Origin of the sequence: Streptomyces sp. NPDC002701 (assembly GCF_042889045.1) — a bacterium.
Lineage (GTDB): Bacteria > Actinomycetota > Actinomycetes > Streptomycetales > Streptomycetaceae > Streptomyces.
On the sequence record NZ_JBIAQL010000016.1, the window covers coordinates 68,941 to 86,664 of the forward strand.

20 protein-coding genes are annotated in these 17,724 nt (G+C 67.8%); 1 reads left to right on the forward strand and 19 read right to left on the reverse strand.

Going from position 1 to position 17,724, the window contains the following annotated elements; all coding sequences use genetic code 11:
* Positions 1-11 precede the first annotated feature (11 nt).
* Positions 12-455, reverse strand: a complete 444-nt coding sequence (gene rplM / locus ACFYXC_RS31045; RefSeq protein ID WP_389555348.1) for a 50S ribosomal protein L13 — start codon at positions 453-455, stop codon at positions 12-14.
* A 309-nt stretch (positions 456-764) separates the two neighbouring features.
* On the opposite strand from rplM, the gene ACFYXC_RS31050 reads away from it, so the two are divergent.
* The gene (locus tag ACFYXC_RS31050) at positions 765-1,637 is read left to right on the forward strand and encodes a hypothetical protein (RefSeq protein ID WP_388920539.1); all 873 of its coding nucleotides are present in this window, start codon (positions 765-767) and stop codon (positions 1,635-1,637) included.
* A 151-nt stretch (positions 1,638-1,788) separates the two neighbouring features.
* On the opposite strand, the gene ACFYXC_RS31055 is transcribed toward ACFYXC_RS31050, so the two are convergent.
* The 18 genes from ACFYXC_RS31055 to rpsE form a co-directional block, all read right to left on the reverse strand.
* Positions 1,789-2,538, reverse strand: a complete 750-nt coding sequence (locus tag ACFYXC_RS31055) for a polyprenol monophosphomannose synthase (RefSeq protein ID WP_389555349.1) — start codon at positions 2,536-2,538, stop codon at positions 1,789-1,791.
* Positions 2,539-2,542: 4 nt separating this feature from the next.
* Positions 2,543-3,844: a UDP-glucose dehydrogenase family protein gene (locus ACFYXC_RS31060; protein WP_389555351.1), complete on the reverse strand. Its 1,302-nt coding sequence runs from the start codon at positions 3,842-3,844 to the stop codon at positions 2,543-2,545.
* Positions 3,845-3,909: 65 nt separating this feature from the next.
* Positions 3,910-5,769 carry an ArnT family glycosyltransferase gene (locus ACFYXC_RS31065; RefSeq protein ID WP_389555352.1) on the reverse strand — a complete coding sequence of 620 codons (1,860 nt, stop codon included), beginning with the start codon at positions 5,767-5,769 and terminating at the stop codon, positions 3,910-3,912.
* A complete protein-coding gene (locus tag ACFYXC_RS31070) occupies positions 5,769-6,794 on the reverse strand; it encodes a glycoside hydrolase family 26 protein (protein ID WP_389555354.1) in 1,026 nt (341 codons plus the stop codon). The genes ACFYXC_RS31065 and ACFYXC_RS31070 overlap by 1 nt, the downstream gene beginning before the upstream one ends.
* Positions 6,794-8,404 carry a glycosyltransferase family 2 protein gene (locus ACFYXC_RS31075; protein WP_388920555.1) on the reverse strand — a complete coding sequence of 537 codons (1,611 nt, stop codon included), beginning with the start codon at positions 8,402-8,404 and terminating at the stop codon, positions 6,794-6,796. Before ACFYXC_RS31075 ends, ACFYXC_RS31070 begins: the two co-directional genes overlap by 1 nt.
* A 264-nt stretch (positions 8,405-8,668) precedes the next feature.
* Positions 8,669-9,526 (reverse strand): tRNA pseudouridine(38-40) synthase TruA, encoded by an 858-nt coding sequence (gene truA / locus ACFYXC_RS31080; RefSeq protein ID WP_389555356.1) that lies wholly within the window; start codon positions 9,524-9,526, stop codon positions 8,669-8,671.
* 145 nt (positions 9,527-9,671) lie between these two features.
* Positions 9,672-10,187, reverse strand: coding sequence for a 50S ribosomal protein L17 (gene rplQ / locus ACFYXC_RS31085; protein ID WP_389555358.1), 516 nt, complete (start codon positions 10,185-10,187; stop codon positions 9,672-9,674).
* 205 nt (positions 10,188-10,392) lie between these two features.
* Entirely contained in the window at positions 10,393-11,415 is a 1,023-nt protein-coding gene (locus ACFYXC_RS31090) for a DNA-directed RNA polymerase subunit alpha (RefSeq protein ID WP_003966937.1), read from the reverse strand.
* Between the two features lie 123 nt (positions 11,416-11,538).
* Positions 11,539-11,943, reverse strand: a complete 405-nt coding sequence (gene rpsK, locus ACFYXC_RS31095) for a 30S ribosomal protein S11 (protein ID WP_003956432.1) — start codon at positions 11,941-11,943, stop codon at positions 11,539-11,541.
* A 69-nt stretch (positions 11,944-12,012) separates the two neighbouring features.
* Positions 12,013-12,393, reverse strand: a complete 381-nt coding sequence (gene rpsM / locus ACFYXC_RS31100) for a 30S ribosomal protein S13 (RefSeq protein WP_055513621.1) — start codon at positions 12,391-12,393, stop codon at positions 12,013-12,015.
* A 215-nt stretch (positions 12,394-12,608) separates the two neighbouring features.
* Entirely contained in the window at positions 12,609-12,722 is a 114-nt protein-coding gene (rpmJ, locus tag ACFYXC_RS31105; RefSeq protein ID WP_003998809.1) for a 50S ribosomal protein L36, read from the reverse strand.
* A gap of 58 nt (positions 12,723-12,780) precedes the next feature.
* On the reverse strand, positions 12,781-13,002 hold the full coding sequence (gene infA / locus ACFYXC_RS31110; RefSeq protein ID WP_003948620.1) for a translation initiation factor IF-1: 222 nt from the start codon (positions 13,000-13,002) through the stop codon (positions 12,781-12,783).
* Between the two features lie 283 nt (positions 13,003-13,285).
* A complete protein-coding gene (map, locus tag ACFYXC_RS31115) occupies positions 13,286-14,122 on the reverse strand; it encodes a type I methionyl aminopeptidase (protein WP_388920564.1) in 837 nt (278 codons plus the stop codon).
* A gap of 101 nt (positions 14,123-14,223) precedes the next feature.
* Complete coding sequence (locus tag ACFYXC_RS31120; protein ID WP_388920567.1) at positions 14,224-14,913, reverse strand: adenylate kinase; 690 nt, start codon at positions 14,911-14,913, stop codon at positions 14,224-14,226.
* A complete protein-coding gene (secY, locus tag ACFYXC_RS31125) occupies positions 14,913-16,226 on the reverse strand; it encodes a preprotein translocase subunit SecY (RefSeq protein WP_388920571.1) in 1,314 nt (437 codons plus the stop codon). The genes ACFYXC_RS31120 and secY overlap by 1 nt, the downstream gene beginning before the upstream one ends.
* A gap of 248 nt (positions 16,227-16,474) precedes the next feature.
* Complete coding sequence (rplO, locus tag ACFYXC_RS31130) at positions 16,475-16,930, reverse strand: 50S ribosomal protein L15 (RefSeq protein ID WP_107022203.1); 456 nt, start codon at positions 16,928-16,930, stop codon at positions 16,475-16,477.
* 2 nt (positions 16,931-16,932) lie between these two features.
* Positions 16,933-17,115 carry a 50S ribosomal protein L30 gene (gene rpmD / locus ACFYXC_RS31135; RefSeq protein ID WP_388920576.1) on the reverse strand — a complete coding sequence of 61 codons (183 nt, stop codon included), beginning with the start codon at positions 17,113-17,115 and terminating at the stop codon, positions 16,933-16,935.
* A 2-nt stretch (positions 17,116-17,117) separates the two neighbouring features.
* Positions 17,118-17,720 (reverse strand): 30S ribosomal protein S5, encoded by a 603-nt coding sequence (gene rpsE, locus ACFYXC_RS31140; RefSeq protein ID WP_055513610.1) that lies wholly within the window; start codon positions 17,718-17,720, stop codon positions 17,118-17,120.
* Positions 17,721-17,724 lie beyond the last annotated feature (4 nt).

The window sequence follows — 17,724 nt, forward strand, 5'->3', positions numbered from 1 at the left end:
GGTGGCCGGAACTACTGCGCGACCTGGGTGATCTCGAACGGCACCGGCTGCTGGGCAGCGTGCGGGTGCTGGTCGCCCGAGTAGACCTTCAGCTTCGAGAGCACCTGACGGCCCAGGGTGTTCTTGGGGATCATGCCCTTGATGGCCTTCTCGACGGCCTTCTCGGGGTTCTTCGCCAGCAGCTCGTCGTAACGGACGGAGCGCAGACCACCCGGGTAACCGGAGTGGCGGTACGCCAGCTTCTGGGTCTTCTTGTTGCCGGAGAGGTGCACCTTGTCGGCGTTGACGATGATGACGAAGTCACCAGCGTCGACGTGCGGGGCGTAAATCGGCTTGTGCTTGCCCCGCAGGATGTTCGCGGCAGTGGTTGCCAGACGACCCAGGACGACATCCTGGGCGTCGATGACGTACCACTGGCGAGTGATGTCGCCGGGCTTGGGGCTGAACGTACGCACGGTCGTAGCCTTCGCTTCTTCAGTGAGTGGGTCCTGACAATGGGCCACCACGGACGATGTACGACAGCCCTGGCGGACCTCGGTGACGCAACCGAGTCCTGCCGCTGGTCATCGGCCCGGTGGACCGGTGTAAGGGCCCCTCACGTGAGAATGAGCAAGCCAATACACATAACGAACCGCAAGAATACCTTCGGTGGCCCGTACGGGTCAAAACGCGGAGCCGCCGACGGGCGCCCGCCGGGTTTCGGCGAGACCCGGAGCGGGCACGCGGGGCCCGGCACACCCCTTGTCCCGTCTAAGATGCGGCCCATGAGCTTTGGGCAGGGGGGACCCCAGTGGGGTTCCGGGGGATCAGGTTCTCAGCCGCCGCAGTGGGACAGCCGGTCCCCCGACTGGGCGGCGTTGGCCGAGGCGTCCGAGGCGCGCAACCGGCGCCGCAGGTGGCTGCTGGTGGGCGGCGGCGCTCTCGCCACCATCGCCGTGGGCGCGGCGGTCGCCGTGGCCGTGGTATCGGCGGACGGCAACGAACAGGCGTCGAACAGGCCCGCCTCCGAGCTGCCCACCTCCGCGGACATCCCGTCGGACACCACCGGCCCCGGCCCGTCGTTCGAGGAGACCTCGGCGCCGCCGCCGCTGGACCCGAAGGACTTCATATCCGATGTGAAGAAGGACACCGAGATACTCGGTCCCGACACCCTCTTCCCGGGCACCCAGCTGACGATGGGCGAGACGGTCTACAAGAAGGGCGCGCTGGCGTCCACGAAGACCTGCGCGTCGGCCGCCCAGGGCACGCTCGGCCCGGTCCTCACGAAGAACGACTGCACCCGCCTGATGCGCGCCACGTATGCGAAGGACGGTGTGGCGGTGACGGTCGGCGTGGCCGTCTTCGACACCGAGGCCAAGGCGCTCAAGGCGAAGGCCGACGCCGACAAGCAGAGCGTCGTCCAGTCGCTCTCCGGTGAGGGCGTCCCCGTCTTCTGCCGCTCCGCGATCTGCCGCTCGACGACCAACTCGTACGGCCGCTACGCCTACTTCACGGTCGCCGGATTCACGAACGGCAAGGACGTGACCCAGAAGGACACCAAGGTCTTCAGCACCGGCGACGACCTGGCCGAGTTCACGTTCCGCCAGATCCACCGCCGCGGCGAGGCCCAGGCGTCGGCGGCGACCGCCGACCAGTAGCCGCACCAGCATCGTTTCCAGGGGCACACCCCCAGGGGCGCAGCCCCAAAGGGGCGCGGGGAACTGCGCGACCAGCCCCCACCCACCCGCACCCCACCGACGACCAAGCACCCCAGACCTGCCCCCTCCCGAGCCGGCCGGAGGTCATGGGTCACTTGTGCTTGAGGCGCAGCTTCACCGGCACCAGGGCCGACTCGAGCTGGGTGCGCAGGGTCATCTTCGAGACGCCCTCGGTCCGCTCCTCGAAGCGGATGGGGATCTCCACGGCGCTGTGACCGGCCCGTACGGCCTTGTACTTCAGCTCGACCCGGAAGCTGTAGCCGGCGCTGTCCAGGGAGTGCAGGTCCACGTCGCGCAGGGTCGCGGCGGACCAGAGGTTGAAGCCCGCGGTGATGTCACGGATCTTCGTGCCGAGCACGGTACGCGCGTAGCGGTTGGCGAAGCGGGACAACAGCACGCGGTGCGCGCCCCAGTCCTCGTCGAGCGAGCCGCCCTCGACGTACCGGCTGCCGACGACCAGACCGACGCCCGAGGCCACGGCGGTGCCGAGCATCCGGGGGACCGCCTCCACGGGATGGCTGCCGTCGGCGTCCATCTGCACGACGTACTCGGCGCCCTCGTCGACCGCGGCGCTCATGCCGGCGACGTACGCGCGCCCGAGACCGTCCTTCGCGGTCCGGTGCAGCACGCTCATCCGGTGCGGTCCGTCGCTGTTGTACTTCTCCGCGAGCTCCTCGGCGATCCGTCCGGTACCGTCCGGACTGGAGTCGTCCACCACCTTCAAGTGCAGCCCGTTCAGCGGCAGTTGCAGCACAGCCTCGGCCATCCTCGGCAGATTGGCCGCTTCGTTGTACGTAGGCATCACCACGGTGACGCGCACGTCCTCGAATCTGTCCATCATGTCCTCACCCCTCCCCACCGGGCGCGGGTCTTCCCAGCGCGCGGAACTGCCAGCCCGCCGCGGCCCATGCGGCCCCGTCGAGCATCCCCCTGCCGTCCACGATCCGTGGACGGGAGACCAGTGCGCGCGCCCGCTGCGGAGCGAGTTCGCGGAACTGCGGCCATTCGGTCAGGTGCAGCACGAGGTCGGCCCCGCGCAGCGCATCCTCCGCCGACAGCGCGTACCCGAGCAGCGGGAACGCCTTGCGGGCGTTGTCCATCGCCTCCGGGTCGTAGACCGTGACGTCGGCGCCGTCGAGCCGCAGCCGCGCCGACACGTTGAGTGCCGGCGAGTCGCGGATGTCGTCGGAGTCCGGTTTGAAGGCCGCGCCGAGCACCGCGATCCGCGCCCCGAGAACCGTGCCCCCGCACAGCTCACGGGCCAGCTCGACCACCCGGTCGCGGCGCCGCATGTTGATCGCGTCGACCTCGCGCAGGAACGCCAGCGAGACCCCCAGTTCGTCGGCGCGGTGCGCGAAGGCACGGATGTCCTTGGGCAGACAGCCGCCGCCGAAGCCGACCCCGGCCCGCAGGAACTTCCTCCCGATCCGGTCGTCGTGACCGATCGCCTCCGCCAGGACGGAGACGTCGCCGCCCGTGGCCTCGCACACCTCCGCCATGGCGTTGATGAACGAGATCTTGGTGGCGAGGAACGCGTTCGCGGCCGTCTTGACCAGTTCGGCGGTCGGGAAGTCGGCGGTGACGACCGGGGTCCCCGCACCGATGACGGGCGCGTACACCTCGCGCAGCAACGTTTCGGCACGCTCCGATCCGATGCCGAGGACCAGCCGGTCGGGCCGCAGGGTGTCCTCGACGGCGAAGCCCTCGCGCAGGAACTCCGGGTTCCAGGCGATCTCCACCGCGTGGGTCCCGGCGAGCCGCTGGGCCGTGCCCACGGGCACGGTCGACTTGCCCACGAGGAGCGCGCCGGGGTCCGCGTGGCGGGCCATCGACGCGAACGCCGAGTCGACGTACCGCAGGTCGGCGCCCTCGGAGTCCTTGCGCTGCGGGGTGCCGACGCAGATGAAGTGCACCTGGCCGAAGGCCGCGGCCTCCTCGTAGGACGTGGTGAACCGGAGCCGTCCGCTCGCCGTGTGCTTCGCGAGCAGCTCCGGCAGCGCGGGTTCGTGGAAGGGCACCCGCCCCGCCTGCAGCGCGGCGACCTTGTCCGGATCGACGTCGACCCCGAGCACCTCGTGCCCGAGCTCCGCCATACAGGCGGCATGGGTGGCACCGAGGTAGCCGGTGCCGATGACAGTGAGCCGCATGGCACTGCCTTTCGTACAGAGGATTCAGCTGGTGGATTCGGCGCGGGAAGGGAGAACGGCCGTGGTCAGGACGTCTTGATCCAGATCCGGTACGTCCCCGTACCGCTGGAGTTGCGCCACGGCACGTCGGCGAGCAGCCGGTAGTGCGGATTTCCCTTGACCGCCCCGGCGATGACGTCGTCGACCCGCGGGTTGGTGATCCCGTCGAGCACGATCAGGTCGAACTCGCCGTCGCGCAACGCCGCGCGGTAGGCGTCGTCGCCGGTGAGGTACGTGCCCTTCTTCGCCTTGTACTCCATGCCGAAGACGCTCTGCCACTGACTGTGGTCGGTCTTCTCGCGCAGGTAGTAGACGGGCACCTCGGGCGTGGAACTGAGGTAGTGCCCCTTGGAGTTCACATGTGCCTGGATCGTCCGGATCATCTTCGAGGAGTCCGGCCAGACGCCGAAGCGCCAGTCGGCCTGCGAGATGCCGAGGCACAGCAGCGCCGTCCACAGCATGATGCCGAGCTGGGGGTAGCGGAAGTGCGCGCCGACGAGCCGGGTCACGCCCACGCCGGCCATCGGCGCGGCGAAGAGCAGCCCGAAGCCGACGTGCTTGAACAGCGAGACGACGGTGCCGAGATGAATCTGGTACGCCGAGGCCAGCACGGCCGTGCCGCACAGGAGCAGCCCCATCAGGGCCCGCCAGCGCCAGCCGGGGTTGCCGAGGCGCTGCGCCAGCGGCGATTCGTTCATCCGGCTGCGCCGGACGTACGAGACCGCGCCGCCGACGGCCGTCAGGAACATCAGCCCGCCCCACTCGGCCGAGCGCTGCAGCAGGAACTGCGCGCTGTCGGAGCCGTGCGCACGGTCGGTCGTGGTCTGTTGGATGCCCGCGAGCAGATCGGTGGTGTACATACCGGCCCCGGCCAGCGCGCCCATGCCGAGGCCGAGCAGCAGCATGCGCACGACGGCGGACTTCGCCCCGCGGTACGGCCAGGCCGTCAGCAGCGCGAGCACGACGATGGTCGGCAGGTAGAGCGCGGCGGCGTACTTCACACCGACCGCGAGGACCGCGACGGGCGCGGCGAGCAGCACCGCGTAGGCCGGCGCGCGGTTCGTGCGGACGACGATCCAGACGGCGAGGGCCAGCAGGAACACGGCGGCCGCGTCGTAGGTGGCGAAGTAGCCCATGACGACGGTCGACTGGACCACCGAGAACAGCGCGGCGGCCGCGAGCGCGGCCCGCTCGTTGAACATCCGCCGCGTGAACGAGTACAGCAGCCCGGTGGTGCAGAGCATGAAGAAGAGGCTGAGCAGCCGTGCGCCGGTGAGTCCGAACTGGCCGTCCACCAGCGCCGCGAGCACCGGGTAGAGCTGGGGCGATCCCGAGAAGTACGCGGCGTAGTCGATGGGCAGCGGGGTGCCGTTGAGCAGGTGGTCCAGTTCCGCGTGCCCGGCGGCCAGATACAGCGCCTCGTCCTGGAACGCCGTGTTGGACAGCCGTAGCGACAGCACCGCCTGGATCGCCAGGATGCACAGCAGCACGGCCCGGCTGACCCAGGCCCGCCGCGTGCTGGCCGCCATGTCCCAGCCCGCCTCGGGCGTCACGGGAATGTGGTACGAGGGCTCGGCCGGTTTCTCCTCGACGGTCTGCAGCGCGTACGTCGGCTGGTCCTCGCGCTGCCGCTGCTCGGGGATGCCCGTCGCGTACTGCTGCTGCGGGTAGATCGTCTGCGGGTCGTACGCGTAGCCCTGCTGCGGCGCGTGGCCCTGCGCTGGCTGCCCGTCGGAGTTGAACCAGGAGGACGAGTCGCGCTCCCCGTAGGGGTCGGCGTACTGGTCGCCGTACTGATCCCCGTACTGGTCCCCGTACTGGTCGTCGTACCGCGCGCCGTACGGGTCGTGGGACTGCGGCGGACCGGTGTGCTGGCTTCGATTCATCACGGCTTCCGAACGTCGAAGCCGAACCGGTCGTCGGCGGCCAGCCGCTTGAACTCCTTGAGCGCGAGAGGGCTGACCTCCAAGCGCCAGTCGGCCCGCTTCTTGTGGTCGAACCAGACGAACCCGAGCATGTCGTCGTCCGCCTCGACCCCGGCGAACAGGTTGCGCACGTCGGCCCGGCGGCGCTCACCCGGCTCGGCGGCCGTCTCCAGGATCAGCGCCGGCTTCTTCGTGAAGGTGCGGATCTGTTCCAGGGTCGGACCGAAGACGCTGTCGTAGGCGTTGTCCTCCTCCAGCGTGAAGTAGCCGATCACGCCCACCCAGTCCACGTAGCCGTCGCCGGGGTAGTACGGCTCCAGCTCGACGCTCTTGACCGGGTTGACGATGTTGGGCGACCAGGCCCAGATCACGTTGGAGGCGCCGGCGTCCGTGAACGTGTCGTGGATGTGCTTCCACGCGGCCACGTACTGCTCCGGCGTGACGTTCTCGGTGCCCCACTTCTCCCAGTGGCCGTTCATCTCGTCGGCGAACGAGATGACGACCGGCAGGTTCAGCTTGCGCACGGCGGCCGCGTAGTCCTTGAGGTACGCGTCCTTCTCGCCGGCCGCGATGTCGGCGAGCGTGACGTCGAACGGCTCCCAGGACACCAGGGTCAGGGCGCCCTCGGCCCAGGCGTTGCGGACGCCCTTGGCGTCGAAGCCGTCGCCCCAGGCCGCGTAGTACTCGACGAGGTTCGGCTTCTTGCCGGTCATCTCGGTGTAGGCGTCGACGCCCTTCATCGAGGTCGGAGCGCCGTCGACGGCCGCGCCGTAGTACTTCTTGTCGGGTTTGAGGAGCGGCGTCACGTCGTAGGGGATGCCGGCGTCGGTGCCGCCGTCCTTCGAACCGCCCCCGCCGCTGCCGCCGCCCTCGGACGACGCCGACGTGCCGGAGTCGTCCAGTACGGAACAGCCGCTCAGCGCGAGCAGCGCGGACAGGGCCAGTGCGCAGCCCGCCACGGTGGTGCGTGCACGTGTCAGCAGCATCAGACGGCGCTCTCCGCTCGGGGCTGCACCAGGACACGCCCGACGACCAGGGCGTAGAAGAGTCCGGTGGAAAGGATGAGGGCGAAGTCGGGGGCGTTCATGGTGAACAGCCGCCACACCGCCGCACCCACCCAGATCAGGGCGGTGCCGCCGCCCCACACCCACATGCCGATCCAGAAGCGGCGGGTCTTGTTCTTCTTCGCGCCGGCGGACCCGGTGGGCTGCCAGCCCATGCGGTTCTTGCGCAGGATGTCCCAGATGGCGAAGAAGTGCGCCCAGCCGTACATCATCCGGGCGGCCCAGGCTTCGAGGCGGTAGGGCGCCTTGTGCCACATCGGGAAGATGATCGTGGTGTAGAGGATGCTCGGCAGCACCAGGAGCAGGTGCTCGACCTTGAGCTTGTCCGGCATCACCAGCAGCAGCACGACGGGGATCACGGGCGCCGCGAAGGTGAACAGCGCCGTGTGGATGTAGTAGAAGAAGCCCGACATGTAGCACAGGCGGCTGGAGAACTTGATCTTCCGCTGCCAGAACTTCTTGCTGCCGAGCAGGCTCATCGACCCCGAGCACCAGCGGTACTGCTGGTTGAAGAAGGCGCCCGCGCTGTCCGGGCACACCCCGGTGGACACGGCGACGGGGATGTACCGCAGGTCCCAGCCGAGGCCCCGCAGGTCGAAGCCCGTGTGGACGTCCTCGGAGTGCTCGATCAGCGTCGTACCGCCGTTGTCGTCCAGGGCCGCCCGCCGGTAGATGGCGCACGAACCGACGCAGATGGCGCCGTCGCTGCCCTGCCGGGACACCTGCACGGAGCGGTAGAAGAGCTCCTGCACGGCGCCGGCACCGCGTTCGATCCAGTTCTGCGAGTCCAGGACGCGGAAGTACTGCGGCGACTGGACGATGCCGGTCTTCGGGTTCTCGTCCATGTACGGCAGCATCTCTTCGAGCAGATCCGCACGCGGGGTGAAGTCGGCGTCGAGGATGAGGATGAACTCACCGTCCGACTGCTCGAAGCCGAAGTGCATGTTGCCGGCCTTCTTGAACCAGCCGCGGTTCTCCCGGGTGCCGTAGCGGAAGCCGAAGTCGTGCGCCATCGCCTCCAGGTCGGCGCTCGCTCCGTCGTCGAGCACGAAGGGGACGCAGACACCGGGATACCGGTCGGCCATCGCCCGCACGTGGGTCCAGGTGTTGTGCAGCACCTCGATGGGCTCACCGCACACCGGCAGGAAGACGTCGACGGACGGGTAGGTCTCGGGCCGCCAGTTCGCCACGAGCTGCCGGTGGTGCTTGATGTCGAAATCCCGGGTGAATCCGTTTACCCGCAGCGAGATCAGGTAGTAGATCACCGTGAAGACCAGCAGCGGCGTGTAGATCCACAGCACGGGAGTCGACTGGGCCAGCTTGAACTGGCTCATGATGAGACAGCAGAAACTGACCAGCGAACTGATCGTCAGGATCCACAGGTTCCGTCTGGCGTAGGAGTACTTCTCCTTCTCCGTCGGCGGCAGAGGCAGCAGCCCGAGCGATGCCTGACCGCCGCGCCCGGCTCTCCGCTTCCCGGTCTGGCGCGTGCTGCGCCGCCCCGCGGTCCGCACAGGACCTACTGAAGTCATGAAAAAACCCACCCCCGGGCATACAGCAGCCCGATGATCCCCGCCCCTTACCCAGCCACCCCATTCGAACAACCGGCCGGGCCGCGAAATCATAACCGAGTTTCAAGAGCTGCGTAAGATTCGCGTGAGGAAGTAAGTCAGACATGACGCCTTACGTCCGATATAAGGCGCCAAGATCTGCGTTACAGCTGGATTTCGTCGAGGTCCATAAGGGGCGTTTTGTGGAGCCCTCCTGGGGCCGGACCGCTCAGGCGCGGCAGGCGGCTAACAGCAGCCGCCGGCCGGCAGCGTCCGCCGGTTCCGCGCCTCCTTGTTCCGCGCGGCCAGCAGCTCGTCGGCCGGATAGCCGACCTCCTCCAGCGTCAGCCCGTGCGGCCGCACCACGTGCACGGCGGAGTCCCGCACCCCCGCGGCCAGCACCTTCGCCGGCCAGTCGGCGCCCCGGTGCCCGTCCCCCACGAACAGCAGCGCCCCGATCAGCGAGCGCACCATGTTGTGGCAGAAGGCGTCCGCCCGCACGGTGGCGGTGACGACCCCGTCGCTCCCCCGCTCCATCCGCAGCTCCTGCAACGTACGGATAGTCGTGGCGCCCTCGCGCTTCTTGCAGTACGCGGCGAAGTCGTGCTCCCCGAGCAGCCCCTGGGCCGCCTCGTTCATGGCCTCCACGTCGAGCGGCCAGTCGTGCCACAGGACATGGCTGCGCAGCAGGGGGTCGACCCCGCCGGGGTTGTCGGTGACGCAATACGCGTACCGCCGCCACATCGCCGAGAACCGCGCGTTGAACCCGCTCGGCGCCTCGGTCAGCGCCCACACCCGCACGTCCTTCGGCAGCCGCCCGGCCAGCCGCTTCAGCAGCTTCTCCCGGTGCTCCGCCCACAGCTCCCCGGGCAGATCGACGTGCGCCACCTGCCCCCGGGCATGCACCCCCGCATCGGTCCGCCCGGCCACGGTCAGCTCGTACACCGTCTCGCCCGACCGCGTCACGGTCCGCAGCGCGTCCTCGATCTCACCCTGTACGGTCCTGCGCCCGCCGGCCTGCTTGGCCCACCCGGAGAACTCGCTCCCGTCGTACGAGACGTCCATCCGCACCCGCACATGACCGGGCACCACTTCGTCACTCACCTGGAAATCCTCTCAGCAACACAAAAGCGGGCCCGCTCCTGAAAAGGAACGGACCCGCTCAAGCAAAACCCCCGAAGGGACGCGGGGAACTGCGCGACAAGCCACGACAGCGCTGCAGCCGCCGACGCACGGTCCCCGCAGACGCTTACGCGTCCTTGGACTCCTCGGCGGCCTCGTCACCCTTGGTCACGTCGACCTTGGCGTCCTCGGCCTGAGTCTCCTCGGCCTTGGTCTCGACCTCGGCGTCCTTCGCGGAGCGCTTCGTCGCCGCCTCGGCCTCACCGGTGGCCTGCTGGGCCACGGTCAGGGCCTCCACCAGCTCGATGACAGCCATGGGCGCGTTGTCGCCACGACGGTTACCGATCTTGGTGATACGGGTGTAGCCACCCGGGCGGTTCTCGTAGCGCGGGCCGATCTCGGTGAAGAGCGTGTGCACGATGCTCTTGTCCGTGATGACCGAGAGCACCTGACGGCGGTTGTGAAGGTCACCCTTCTTCGCCTTGGTGACCAGACGCTCGGCGTACGGCCGCAGACGGCGGGCCTTCGCCTCGGTCGTCGTGATCTTGCCGTGCTCGAAGAGCGACTTCGCGAGGTTCGCGAGAAGCAGCTTCTCGTGCGCGGCGCTGCCACCCATACGGGCACCCTTGGTGGGCTTCGGCATGATGTTTCTCCTAGGTGTCTGCCCCGGCCGTATCAGGTACCGGGGTCAGTGTCCGAGCAGGCGATCGCCTGTCGAAGATCCGGAGCCCTTTTCAAGGCCCCGGAGGACCCGCGCCCCATAAGGGGCGCGGGGAACTGCGCGACCAGCCACGACGGCCCCGCAGTCATGTCTCAACCCATCCAGCGAAGCGATCTCGCGGAACGGCTCAGTACTGCTCGGTCTCGACGAACCCGGCATCCGCGTCGTCGTCCGCGCCGAAGGCGTCCGCGGCGGCGGTCGGGTCGAATCCGGGCGGGCTGTCCTTCAGGGCCAGGCCCATGCCGGCCAGCTTCGCCTTGACCTCGTCGATCGACTTCGCACCGAAGTTGCGGATGTCGAGCAGGTCGGCCTCGGAGCGGGCGACGAGCTCACCCACGGAGTGGATGCCCTCACGCTTGAGGCAGTTGTACGACCGAACGGTGAGCTCGAGCTCCTCGATCGGCAGGGCGAGATCGGCGGCGAGGGCGGCGTCCGTCGGGGACGGGCCCATGTCGATGCCCTCGGCGTCGATGTTGAGCTCGCGCGCCAGACCGAACAGCTCGACCAGGGTCTTACCGGCCGACGCCATGGCGTCACGCGGACGCATGGCCTGCTTGGTCTCGACGTCGACGATCAGCTTGTCGAAGTCGGTGCGCTGCTCGACACGGGTCGCCTCGACCTTGTACGTGACCTTGAGAACGGGCGAGTAGATCGAGTCGACCGGGATGCGCCCGATCTCCTGACCGACCTGCTTGTTCTGCACGGCGGAGACGTAACCGCGACCGCGCTCGACGGTCAGCTCCATCTCCAGCTTGCCCTTGCCGTTGAGCGTGGCGAGGACCAGGTCGGGGTTGTGGACCTCGACACCGGCCGGGGGCGCGATGTCGGCGGCGGTGACCAGACCCGGGCCCTGCTTGCGCAGGTACATCACGACCGGCTCGTCGTGCTCCGAGGAGACGACCAGCTGCTTGATGTTGAGGATCAGGTCGGTGACGTCCTCCTTGACGCCCGGCACGGTGGTGAACTCGTGCAGGACACCGTCGATCCGGATGCTGGTGACAGCGGCTCCGGGGATCGAGGAGAGGAGCGTACGGCGCAGGGAGTTGCCGAGGGTGTAGCCGAAGCCCGGCTCCAGCGGCTCGATCACGAACCGGGAGCGGAATTCGTCGACGACCTCTTCGGTCAACGAGGGACGCTGAGCAATCAGCATGTTGCGATCCTTCAGTCATGGGCGCCCGCTATTTGACGCCCTGCTGTTACTACAAGGGTACGGGCGGCACGACTCCGAGGAGCCGTACCGCCCGAGCCCGGGAAAAACTAAGACAACCGTGCGTCAGACGCGACGGCGCTTGGGCGGACGGCAGCCGTTGTGCGGCGTGGGCGTCACGTCCTGGATCGAGCCGACCTCGAGGCCGGTGGCCTGGAGGGAGCGGATCGCGGTCTCACGGCCGGAGCCCGGACCCTTGACGAAGACGTCGACCTTGCGCATGCCGTGCTCCTGCGCGCGGCGGGCGGCCGACTCGGCGGCCATCTGCGCGGCGAAGGGGGTGGACTTGCGCGAGCCCTTGAAGCCGACGTGGCCGGCGGAGGCCCAGGAGATCACGTTGCCCGAGGGGTCGGTGATCGAGACGATCGTGTTGTTGAACGTGCTCTTGATGTGCGCGTGCCCGTGAGCGACGTTCTTCTTTTCCTTGCGGCGCACCTTCTTGGCAGCGCCCTGACGACCCTTGGGGGGCATCTATATCTCCTACGGGGAGGTGGTCGGTCCTACAGCGAAGACCGCTGATGAAGCGTTGTCCGCTGAGGACTACTTCTTGCCCGGCTTCTTCTTGCCGGCGATGGCGCGACGCGGGCCCTTGCGGGTACGCGCGTTCGTGCTGGTGCGCTGGCCGTGGACGGGCAGGCCACGGCGGTGGCGCAGACCCTGGTAGCAGCCGATCTCGACCTTGCGGCGGATGTCGGCCTGAACCTCACGGCGGAGGTCACCCTCGGTCTTGAAGTTGTTGTCCACGTACTCGCGGATCCGGACCAGCTCCTCCTCGGAGAGGTCACGGACGCGGGTGTCGGGGTTGACGCCGGTGTCGGCCAGCGTCTTCTGCGAGAGGGTCCGGCCGATGCCGAACACGTAGGTGAGGGCAACCTCCACGCGCTTTTCGCGCGGGATGTCAACACCGGAAACGCGTGCCATTCAATGGCTCCAGTTGTCGTTCGGAGGTCTTCCGCAGAACCGGATCCCGCCCGCCGTCGTCCTCGTCGGTGAAAACCCCGAGGATTCGGTACGGATCGGGTCCCCGGCCTCCGACCGGGGGTGTCGGATCCCTGTGAACAGTGGATCCGGGCTCTGCGTATGAACATGTACTGCGTCGCGCGAAGTTCTGCGGGTGCAGAAGGTGCGGTCGTGCGTCAGCCCTGGCGCTGCTTGTGGCGCGGGTTTTCGCAGATGACCATGACCCGGCCGTGACGGCGGATCACCCTGCACTTGTCGCAGATCTTCTTGACGCTCGGCTTGACCTTCATTGGGTGAGGTTCTCCGGGTCAGTGCCATCACCCCGCAGAGACGGGGTGCGGGCAAGATCTACTTGTACCGGTAGACGATCCGGCCACGCGTGAGGTCGTACGGAGACAGCTCCACCACGACCCGGTCGTCAGGGAGGATACGGATGTAGTGCATACGCATCTTGCCGCTGATGTGCGCCAGGACCTGGTGGCCGTTCTGGAGCTCGACCTTGAACATGGCGTTCGGAAGAGACTCGACGACAGTGCCCTCGATCTCGATGGCACCTTGCTTCTTGGCCACGCTTCGCCCTTCGAATCGACTACCTTGATCGACTCCGCGCTTACCACATGCAGACATGCGGATGCACGAGAGCCGACGAGTCAGTCTACGCCAGGGCCCCCGGAAAGACGAATCGAGAAAGTCTGCCCCACGAGCAAGATCCCTATGCAGGAAGACCCTAAAGGGAACGCCCCGAAGGGGCGCCCTTCAGGGGGCGCCCCTCAGGGGCGCGGGGAACTGCGCGGCCCACCCCCACCGGGCCGCAGACACGCCACGCACGTCAAGCCGCCCCCCACGGAGTGGGCTAGGCCAGGGGATCAGGCGCAGCCGTGATCCCCAACTCGGCCAGCTTCGCCCGCCCCCCGTCGGGAGACGTCAGCACGAGCGGCCCCTCATCCGTCAGAGCGACAGAGTGCTCCCAGTGCGAGGACCACGACCCGTCCGTCGTGATGACGGTCCAGTCGTCGGCGAGCACCTCGGTCCGGGGCGTACCCAGCGAGACCATCGGCTCGATGGCGAGGCAGAACCCGGCCACCAGCTTCGGCCCCTTCCCCCGCCGCCGCTCCACGTAGTTCAGCAGATGCGGATCCATGTGCATCTCGGTCCCGATGCCATGGCCGCCGTAGTCCTCGACGATCCCGTACTTGCCCCCGCCCGGCTTCGGCTGCCGCCGGATGTACGTCTCGATGGCCCGGGAGACGTCGACGAGCCGGTTCCCCGGCTTCATCGCCGCGATGCCGGCCCACATCGACTCCTCGGTCACCCGGGACAGCTCGATGAGCTCCGGGGCGTGACCGGATCCGACGAACGCCGTGAACGCGGCGTCCCCGTGCCAGCCGTCGACGATGGCGCCCGCGTCGATCGAGATGATGTCGCCGTCCTTGAGGACGACGTCGTCGCTCGGGATGCCGTGCACGACGACCTCGTTCGCCGAGGTGCAGATCGTGGCGGGGAAGCCGCCGTACCCCAGGAAGTTCGACTTCGCGCCGTGCTCGTCGAGCACCTTGCGGGCGACCTGGTCGAGGTCGCGTGTCGTGGCACCGGGCACCGCCGCTTCCCGCGTCGCCTGGTGGACAGCGGCCACGACCAGGCCCGCCTCACGCATCTTGGCGATCTGCTCGGGGGTCTTGATCTGCACCATGGGGGCCCGCGCTCTCCGTCTTCTCTGCCTACTGGGGGACGTACACAACAGTACGGCCGCGGCGCCCGTCGAGGGCACCGCGGCCGAACCGGCCAGGACGGCTACTTCCCGCCGCCGTCCTCGCTGTCGTTCCTGCCCTCGGCCTGGACCTTGAGGGCGTCCATCGCGCGCTTGGTGACCTCGTCCACCTTGCCGAGCGCCGAGATCGTCACGACCAGGCCCTGGGCCCGGTAGTAGTCGATGATCGGCTCGGTCTGGGTGTGGTAGACCTCCAGGCGCTTGCGGACGGTCTCCTCGGTGTCGTCGTCGCGCTGGTACAGCTCACCGTCACAGGCGTCGCAGACGCCTTCCTTCTGCGGCGGGCTGTACGTCACGTGGAAGACGTGGCTCGAGTCCCTGCGGCAGATGCGGCGGCCGGCGATGCGCTTGACCACCTCGTCCTCGGGGACCTCCAGGTCCAGGACCCCGTCCAGCTCCACACCGTCGGCCTTCAGCGCCTGGTCCAGCGCCTCGGCCTGCGAGACGTTCCGCGGGAAGCCGTCGAGCAGGAAGCCGTTGACGGCGTCCGGCTGCTCCATGCGGTCCTTGGCCATCGCGATGGTGACCTCGTCCGGCACGAGGTTGCCCTCGTCCATGTACGACTTCGCCAGCTTGCCCAGTTCCGTCTGCCGGCTGATGTTCGCGCGGAAGAGGTCGCCCGTGGAGATGTGCGGGATCGACAGGTTCTTGGCGAGGAACGCGGCCTGCGTTCCCTTGCCCGCCCCGGGAGGCCCGACGAGGACGATACGCATCAGCGGAGGAACCCTTCGTAATTGCGCTGCTGGAGCTGGCTCTCGATCTGCTTCACCGTCTCCAGACCGACACCCACGATGATGAGGATGCTGGTGCCACCGAACGGGAAGTTCTGATTGGCGCCGAAGCCCGCCAACGCCATCGTCGGCACGAGAGCGATCAGACCCAGGTACAGCGAACCCGGCCAGGTGATCCGGTTGAGCACGTACGACAGGTACTCAGCGGTCGGTCGGCCAGCCCGGATGCCCGGGATGAAGCCACCATACTTCTTCATGTTGTCCGCGACTTCCTCGGGGTTGAACGAGATCGCCACGTAGAAGAACGCGAAGAAAACGATCAGGAAGAAGTAGAGGATGATGTGCGGCGGCGCGGCCGTGTCCGCGAGATTCTGCTCGATCCAGGTCTTCCAGCCGGACGTCCCACCGGCGAACTGCGCGATGAGCGCCGGGATGTAGAGCAGCGACGAGGCGAAGATCACAGGGATGATGCCCGCCTGGTTCACCTTCAGCGGGATGTACGTCGAGGTGCCGCCGTAGGACCGGCGGCCGATCATGCGCTTCGCGTACTGGACCGGGATGCGGCGCTGGGCCTGCTCGACGAAGACCACCAGGCCGATCATGACCAGGCCGACCGCGATGACCGTGCCGAACTCGATCCAGCCGTCCGCCAGGCTGCCCTGCTGCTTGATGGCCCACAGCGCCGACGGGAAGGTGGCGGCGATCGAGATGAACATCAGGATCGACATGCCGTTGCCGATGCCGCGGTCGGTGATGAGCTCACCGAGCCACATGACCGTGGCCGTACCGGCGGTCATCGTGATCACCATCGTGATGGTGACGAAGATCGACTGGTCGGGCACGATGTCGTTGGCGACCGGGCAGCTGGTGAACAGCGCACCGCTGCGGGCGGTGGCCACCAGGCCGGTGCCCTGCAGGATGGCCAGCGCCACCGTGAGGTAACGGGTGTACTGCGTGATCTTCGCCGTACCTGCCTGGCCCTCCTTCTTGAGGGCCTCGAGGCGCGGGATCACCACGGTCAGCAGCTGCAGAATGATGCTCGCCGTGATGTACGGCATGATGCCCAGCGCGAAGATCGTGATCTGCAGCAGGGCGCCACCGCTGAACATGTTGACCAGGCCGAACAGCCCGGTGTTCTGGCTCGCGTTGTCGATACAGATCTGGACGTTCTTGTAGTCGACACCGGGGATCGGGATGTGCGTACCCACCCGATAGACCACGATGATGCCGAGCGTGAAGAGCAGCTTCTTGCGCAGGTCGGGCGTCTTGAACGCCCGGGCGAACGCGGTGAGCACGGTGCCTCCTGCGACCCCCGCGCAACTGCGTCAGAGGTGACGGTCTTGAGGTTCGACGAATAAGTAACGGACAGCTAACTAACAGTCAGGCGCCGCCTGAAGTTCCCTGGCGGCACACCGGGCGAAAATCAGCAGCGCAGGCCACCTTACCGGCGACACCGCTTCCCTAGGAACGACCAACCGGGGATGCCCCTTTTGTGGGGCATCCCCGGTCGGGATCGCTCAAGTCATCGAGACGCCTGAAGTGATCAGATCAGCTCGGTGACGGTACCGCCGGCGGCGGTGATCTTCTCCTTGGCGGAGCCGGAGACGGCGTCGACCGTCACCTGCAGTGCCACGGAGATCTCGCCCTGGCCGAGGACCTTGACGAGGCTGTTCTTGCGAACCGCACCGTTGGCGACGAGCCCCTCGACGGTGACCTCGCCACCCTCCGGGTACAGCGACGCCAGCTTGTCGAGGTTCACGACCTGGTACTCGGTCTTGAACGGGTTCCGGAAGCCCTTGAGCTTCGGGAGACGCATGTGGAGGGGCATCTGGCCACCCTCGAAGCGCTCCGGAACCTGGTAACGGGCCTTCGTGCCCTTGGTACCACGACCGGCCGTCTTACCCTTGGACGCTTCACCACGACCGACTCGCGTCTTCGCGGTCTTGGCGCCCGGGGCGGGACGGAGGTTGTGGATCTTGAGCGGGTTGTTCTCCGCCATGATCAGTCGACCTCCTCAACCGTCACGAGGTGGCGGACGGTGTGCACCATTCCGCGGAACTCGGGGCGGTCCTCCTTGACGACCACATCGTTGATCCGCTTGAGGCCAAGCGAACGAAGGGTGTCGCGGTGGTTCTGCTTGCTGCCGATGTACGACTTCGTCTGCGTGATCCTGAGCTGAGCCATGATTACGCACCCGCTCCCGCACGTGCACGCAGGAGAGCCGCGGGGGCGACGTCCTCAAGGGGCAGACCACGGCGGGCCGCGATCTCCTCGGGACGCTGCAGGCCCTTGAGGGCCGCCACGGTCGCGTGCACGATGTTGATCGCGTTGGACGAGCCGAGCGACTTCGACAGGATGTCGTGGACGCCGGCGCACTCGAGCACGGCACGCACCGGGCCACCGGCGATGACGCCGGTACCGGGGGAGGCAGGCTTGAGCAGGACGACGCCCGCGGCCTTCTCGCCCGTGATCGGGTGCGGGATGGTGCCCTGGATACGGGGGACCTTGAAGAAGTGCTTCTTGGCCTCCTCGACACCCTTGGCGATGGCGGCCGGCACCTCCTTGGCCTTGCCGTAACCGACACCCACGGTGCCGTCACCGTCGCCCACCACGACCAGCGCGGTGAAGCTGAAGCGACGACCACCCTTCACAACCTTGGCGACACGGTTGATCGCGACGACACGCTCGACGTACGCGGTCTTCTCGGCAGCAGCGCCGCCGTCACGGCCCTTCCGGTCCCGCCGCTCGCCGCCACCGGCACCGCTTCCGCGGCGCTGGGGTCCAGCCATTGGA

What these genes read in the sequence shown, in the direction of transcription:
- rplQ (WP_389555358.1), bottom strand. Translation starts at nt 10,187, where the DNA reads ATGCCGAAGCCCACCAAGGGTGCCCGTATGGGTGGCAGCGCCGCGCAC.
- rpsK (WP_003956432.1), bottom strand. Translation starts at nt 11,943, where the DNA reads ATGCCCCCCAAGGGTCGTCAGGGCGCTGCCAAGAAGGTGCGCCGCAAG.
- ACFYXC_RS31120 (WP_388920567.1), bottom strand. Translation starts at nt 14,913, where the DNA reads ATGCGTATCGTCCTCGTCGGGCCTCCCGGGGCGGGCAAGGGAACGCAG.
- ACFYXC_RS31065 (WP_389555352.1), bottom strand. Translation starts at nt 5,769, where the DNA reads ATGAATCGAAGCCAGCACACCGGTCCGCCGCAGTCCCACGACCCGTAC.
- ACFYXC_RS31050 (WP_388920539.1), top strand. Translation starts at nt 765, where the DNA reads ATGAGCTTTGGGCAGGGGGGACCCCAGTGGGGTTCCGGGGGATCAGGT.
- rpmJ (WP_003998809.1), bottom strand. Translation starts at nt 12,722, where the DNA reads ATGAAGGTCAAGCCGAGCGTCAAGAAGATCTGCGACAAGTGCAGGGTG.
- ACFYXC_RS31070 (WP_389555354.1), bottom strand. Translation starts at nt 6,794, where the DNA reads ATGCTGCTGACACGTGCACGCACCACCGTGGCGGGCTGCGCACTGGCC.
- ACFYXC_RS31075 (WP_388920555.1), bottom strand. Translation starts at nt 8,404, where the DNA reads ATGACTTCAGTAGGTCCTGTGCGGACCGCGGGGCGGCGCAGCACGCGC.
- ACFYXC_RS31060 (WP_389555351.1), bottom strand. Translation starts at nt 3,844, where the DNA reads ATGCGGCTCACTGTCATCGGCACCGGCTACCTCGGTGCCACCCATGCC.
- map (WP_388920564.1), bottom strand. Translation starts at nt 14,122, where the DNA reads ATGGTGCAGATCAAGACCCCCGAGCAGATCGCCAAGATGCGTGAGGCG.
- rpmD (WP_388920576.1), bottom strand. Translation starts at nt 17,115, where the DNA reads ATGGCTCAGCTCAGGATCACGCAGACGAAGTCGTACATCGGCAGCAAG.
- ACFYXC_RS31090 (WP_003966937.1), bottom strand. Translation starts at nt 11,415, where the DNA reads ATGCTGATTGCTCAGCGTCCCTCGTTGACCGAAGAGGTCGTCGACGAA.
- rpsM (WP_055513621.1), bottom strand. Translation starts at nt 12,393, where the DNA reads ATGGCACGCGTTTCCGGTGTTGACATCCCGCGCGAAAAGCGCGTGGAG.
- rplO (WP_107022203.1), bottom strand. Translation starts at nt 16,930, where the DNA reads ATGGCGGAGAACAACCCGCTCAAGATCCACAACCTCCGTCCCGCCCCG.
- ACFYXC_RS31055 (WP_389555349.1), bottom strand. Translation starts at nt 2,538, where the DNA reads ATGATGGACAGATTCGAGGACGTGCGCGTCACCGTGGTGATGCCTACG.
- rpsE (WP_055513610.1), bottom strand. Translation starts at nt 17,720, where the DNA reads ATGGCTGGACCCCAGCGCCGCGGAAGCGGTGCCGGTGGCGGCGAGCGG.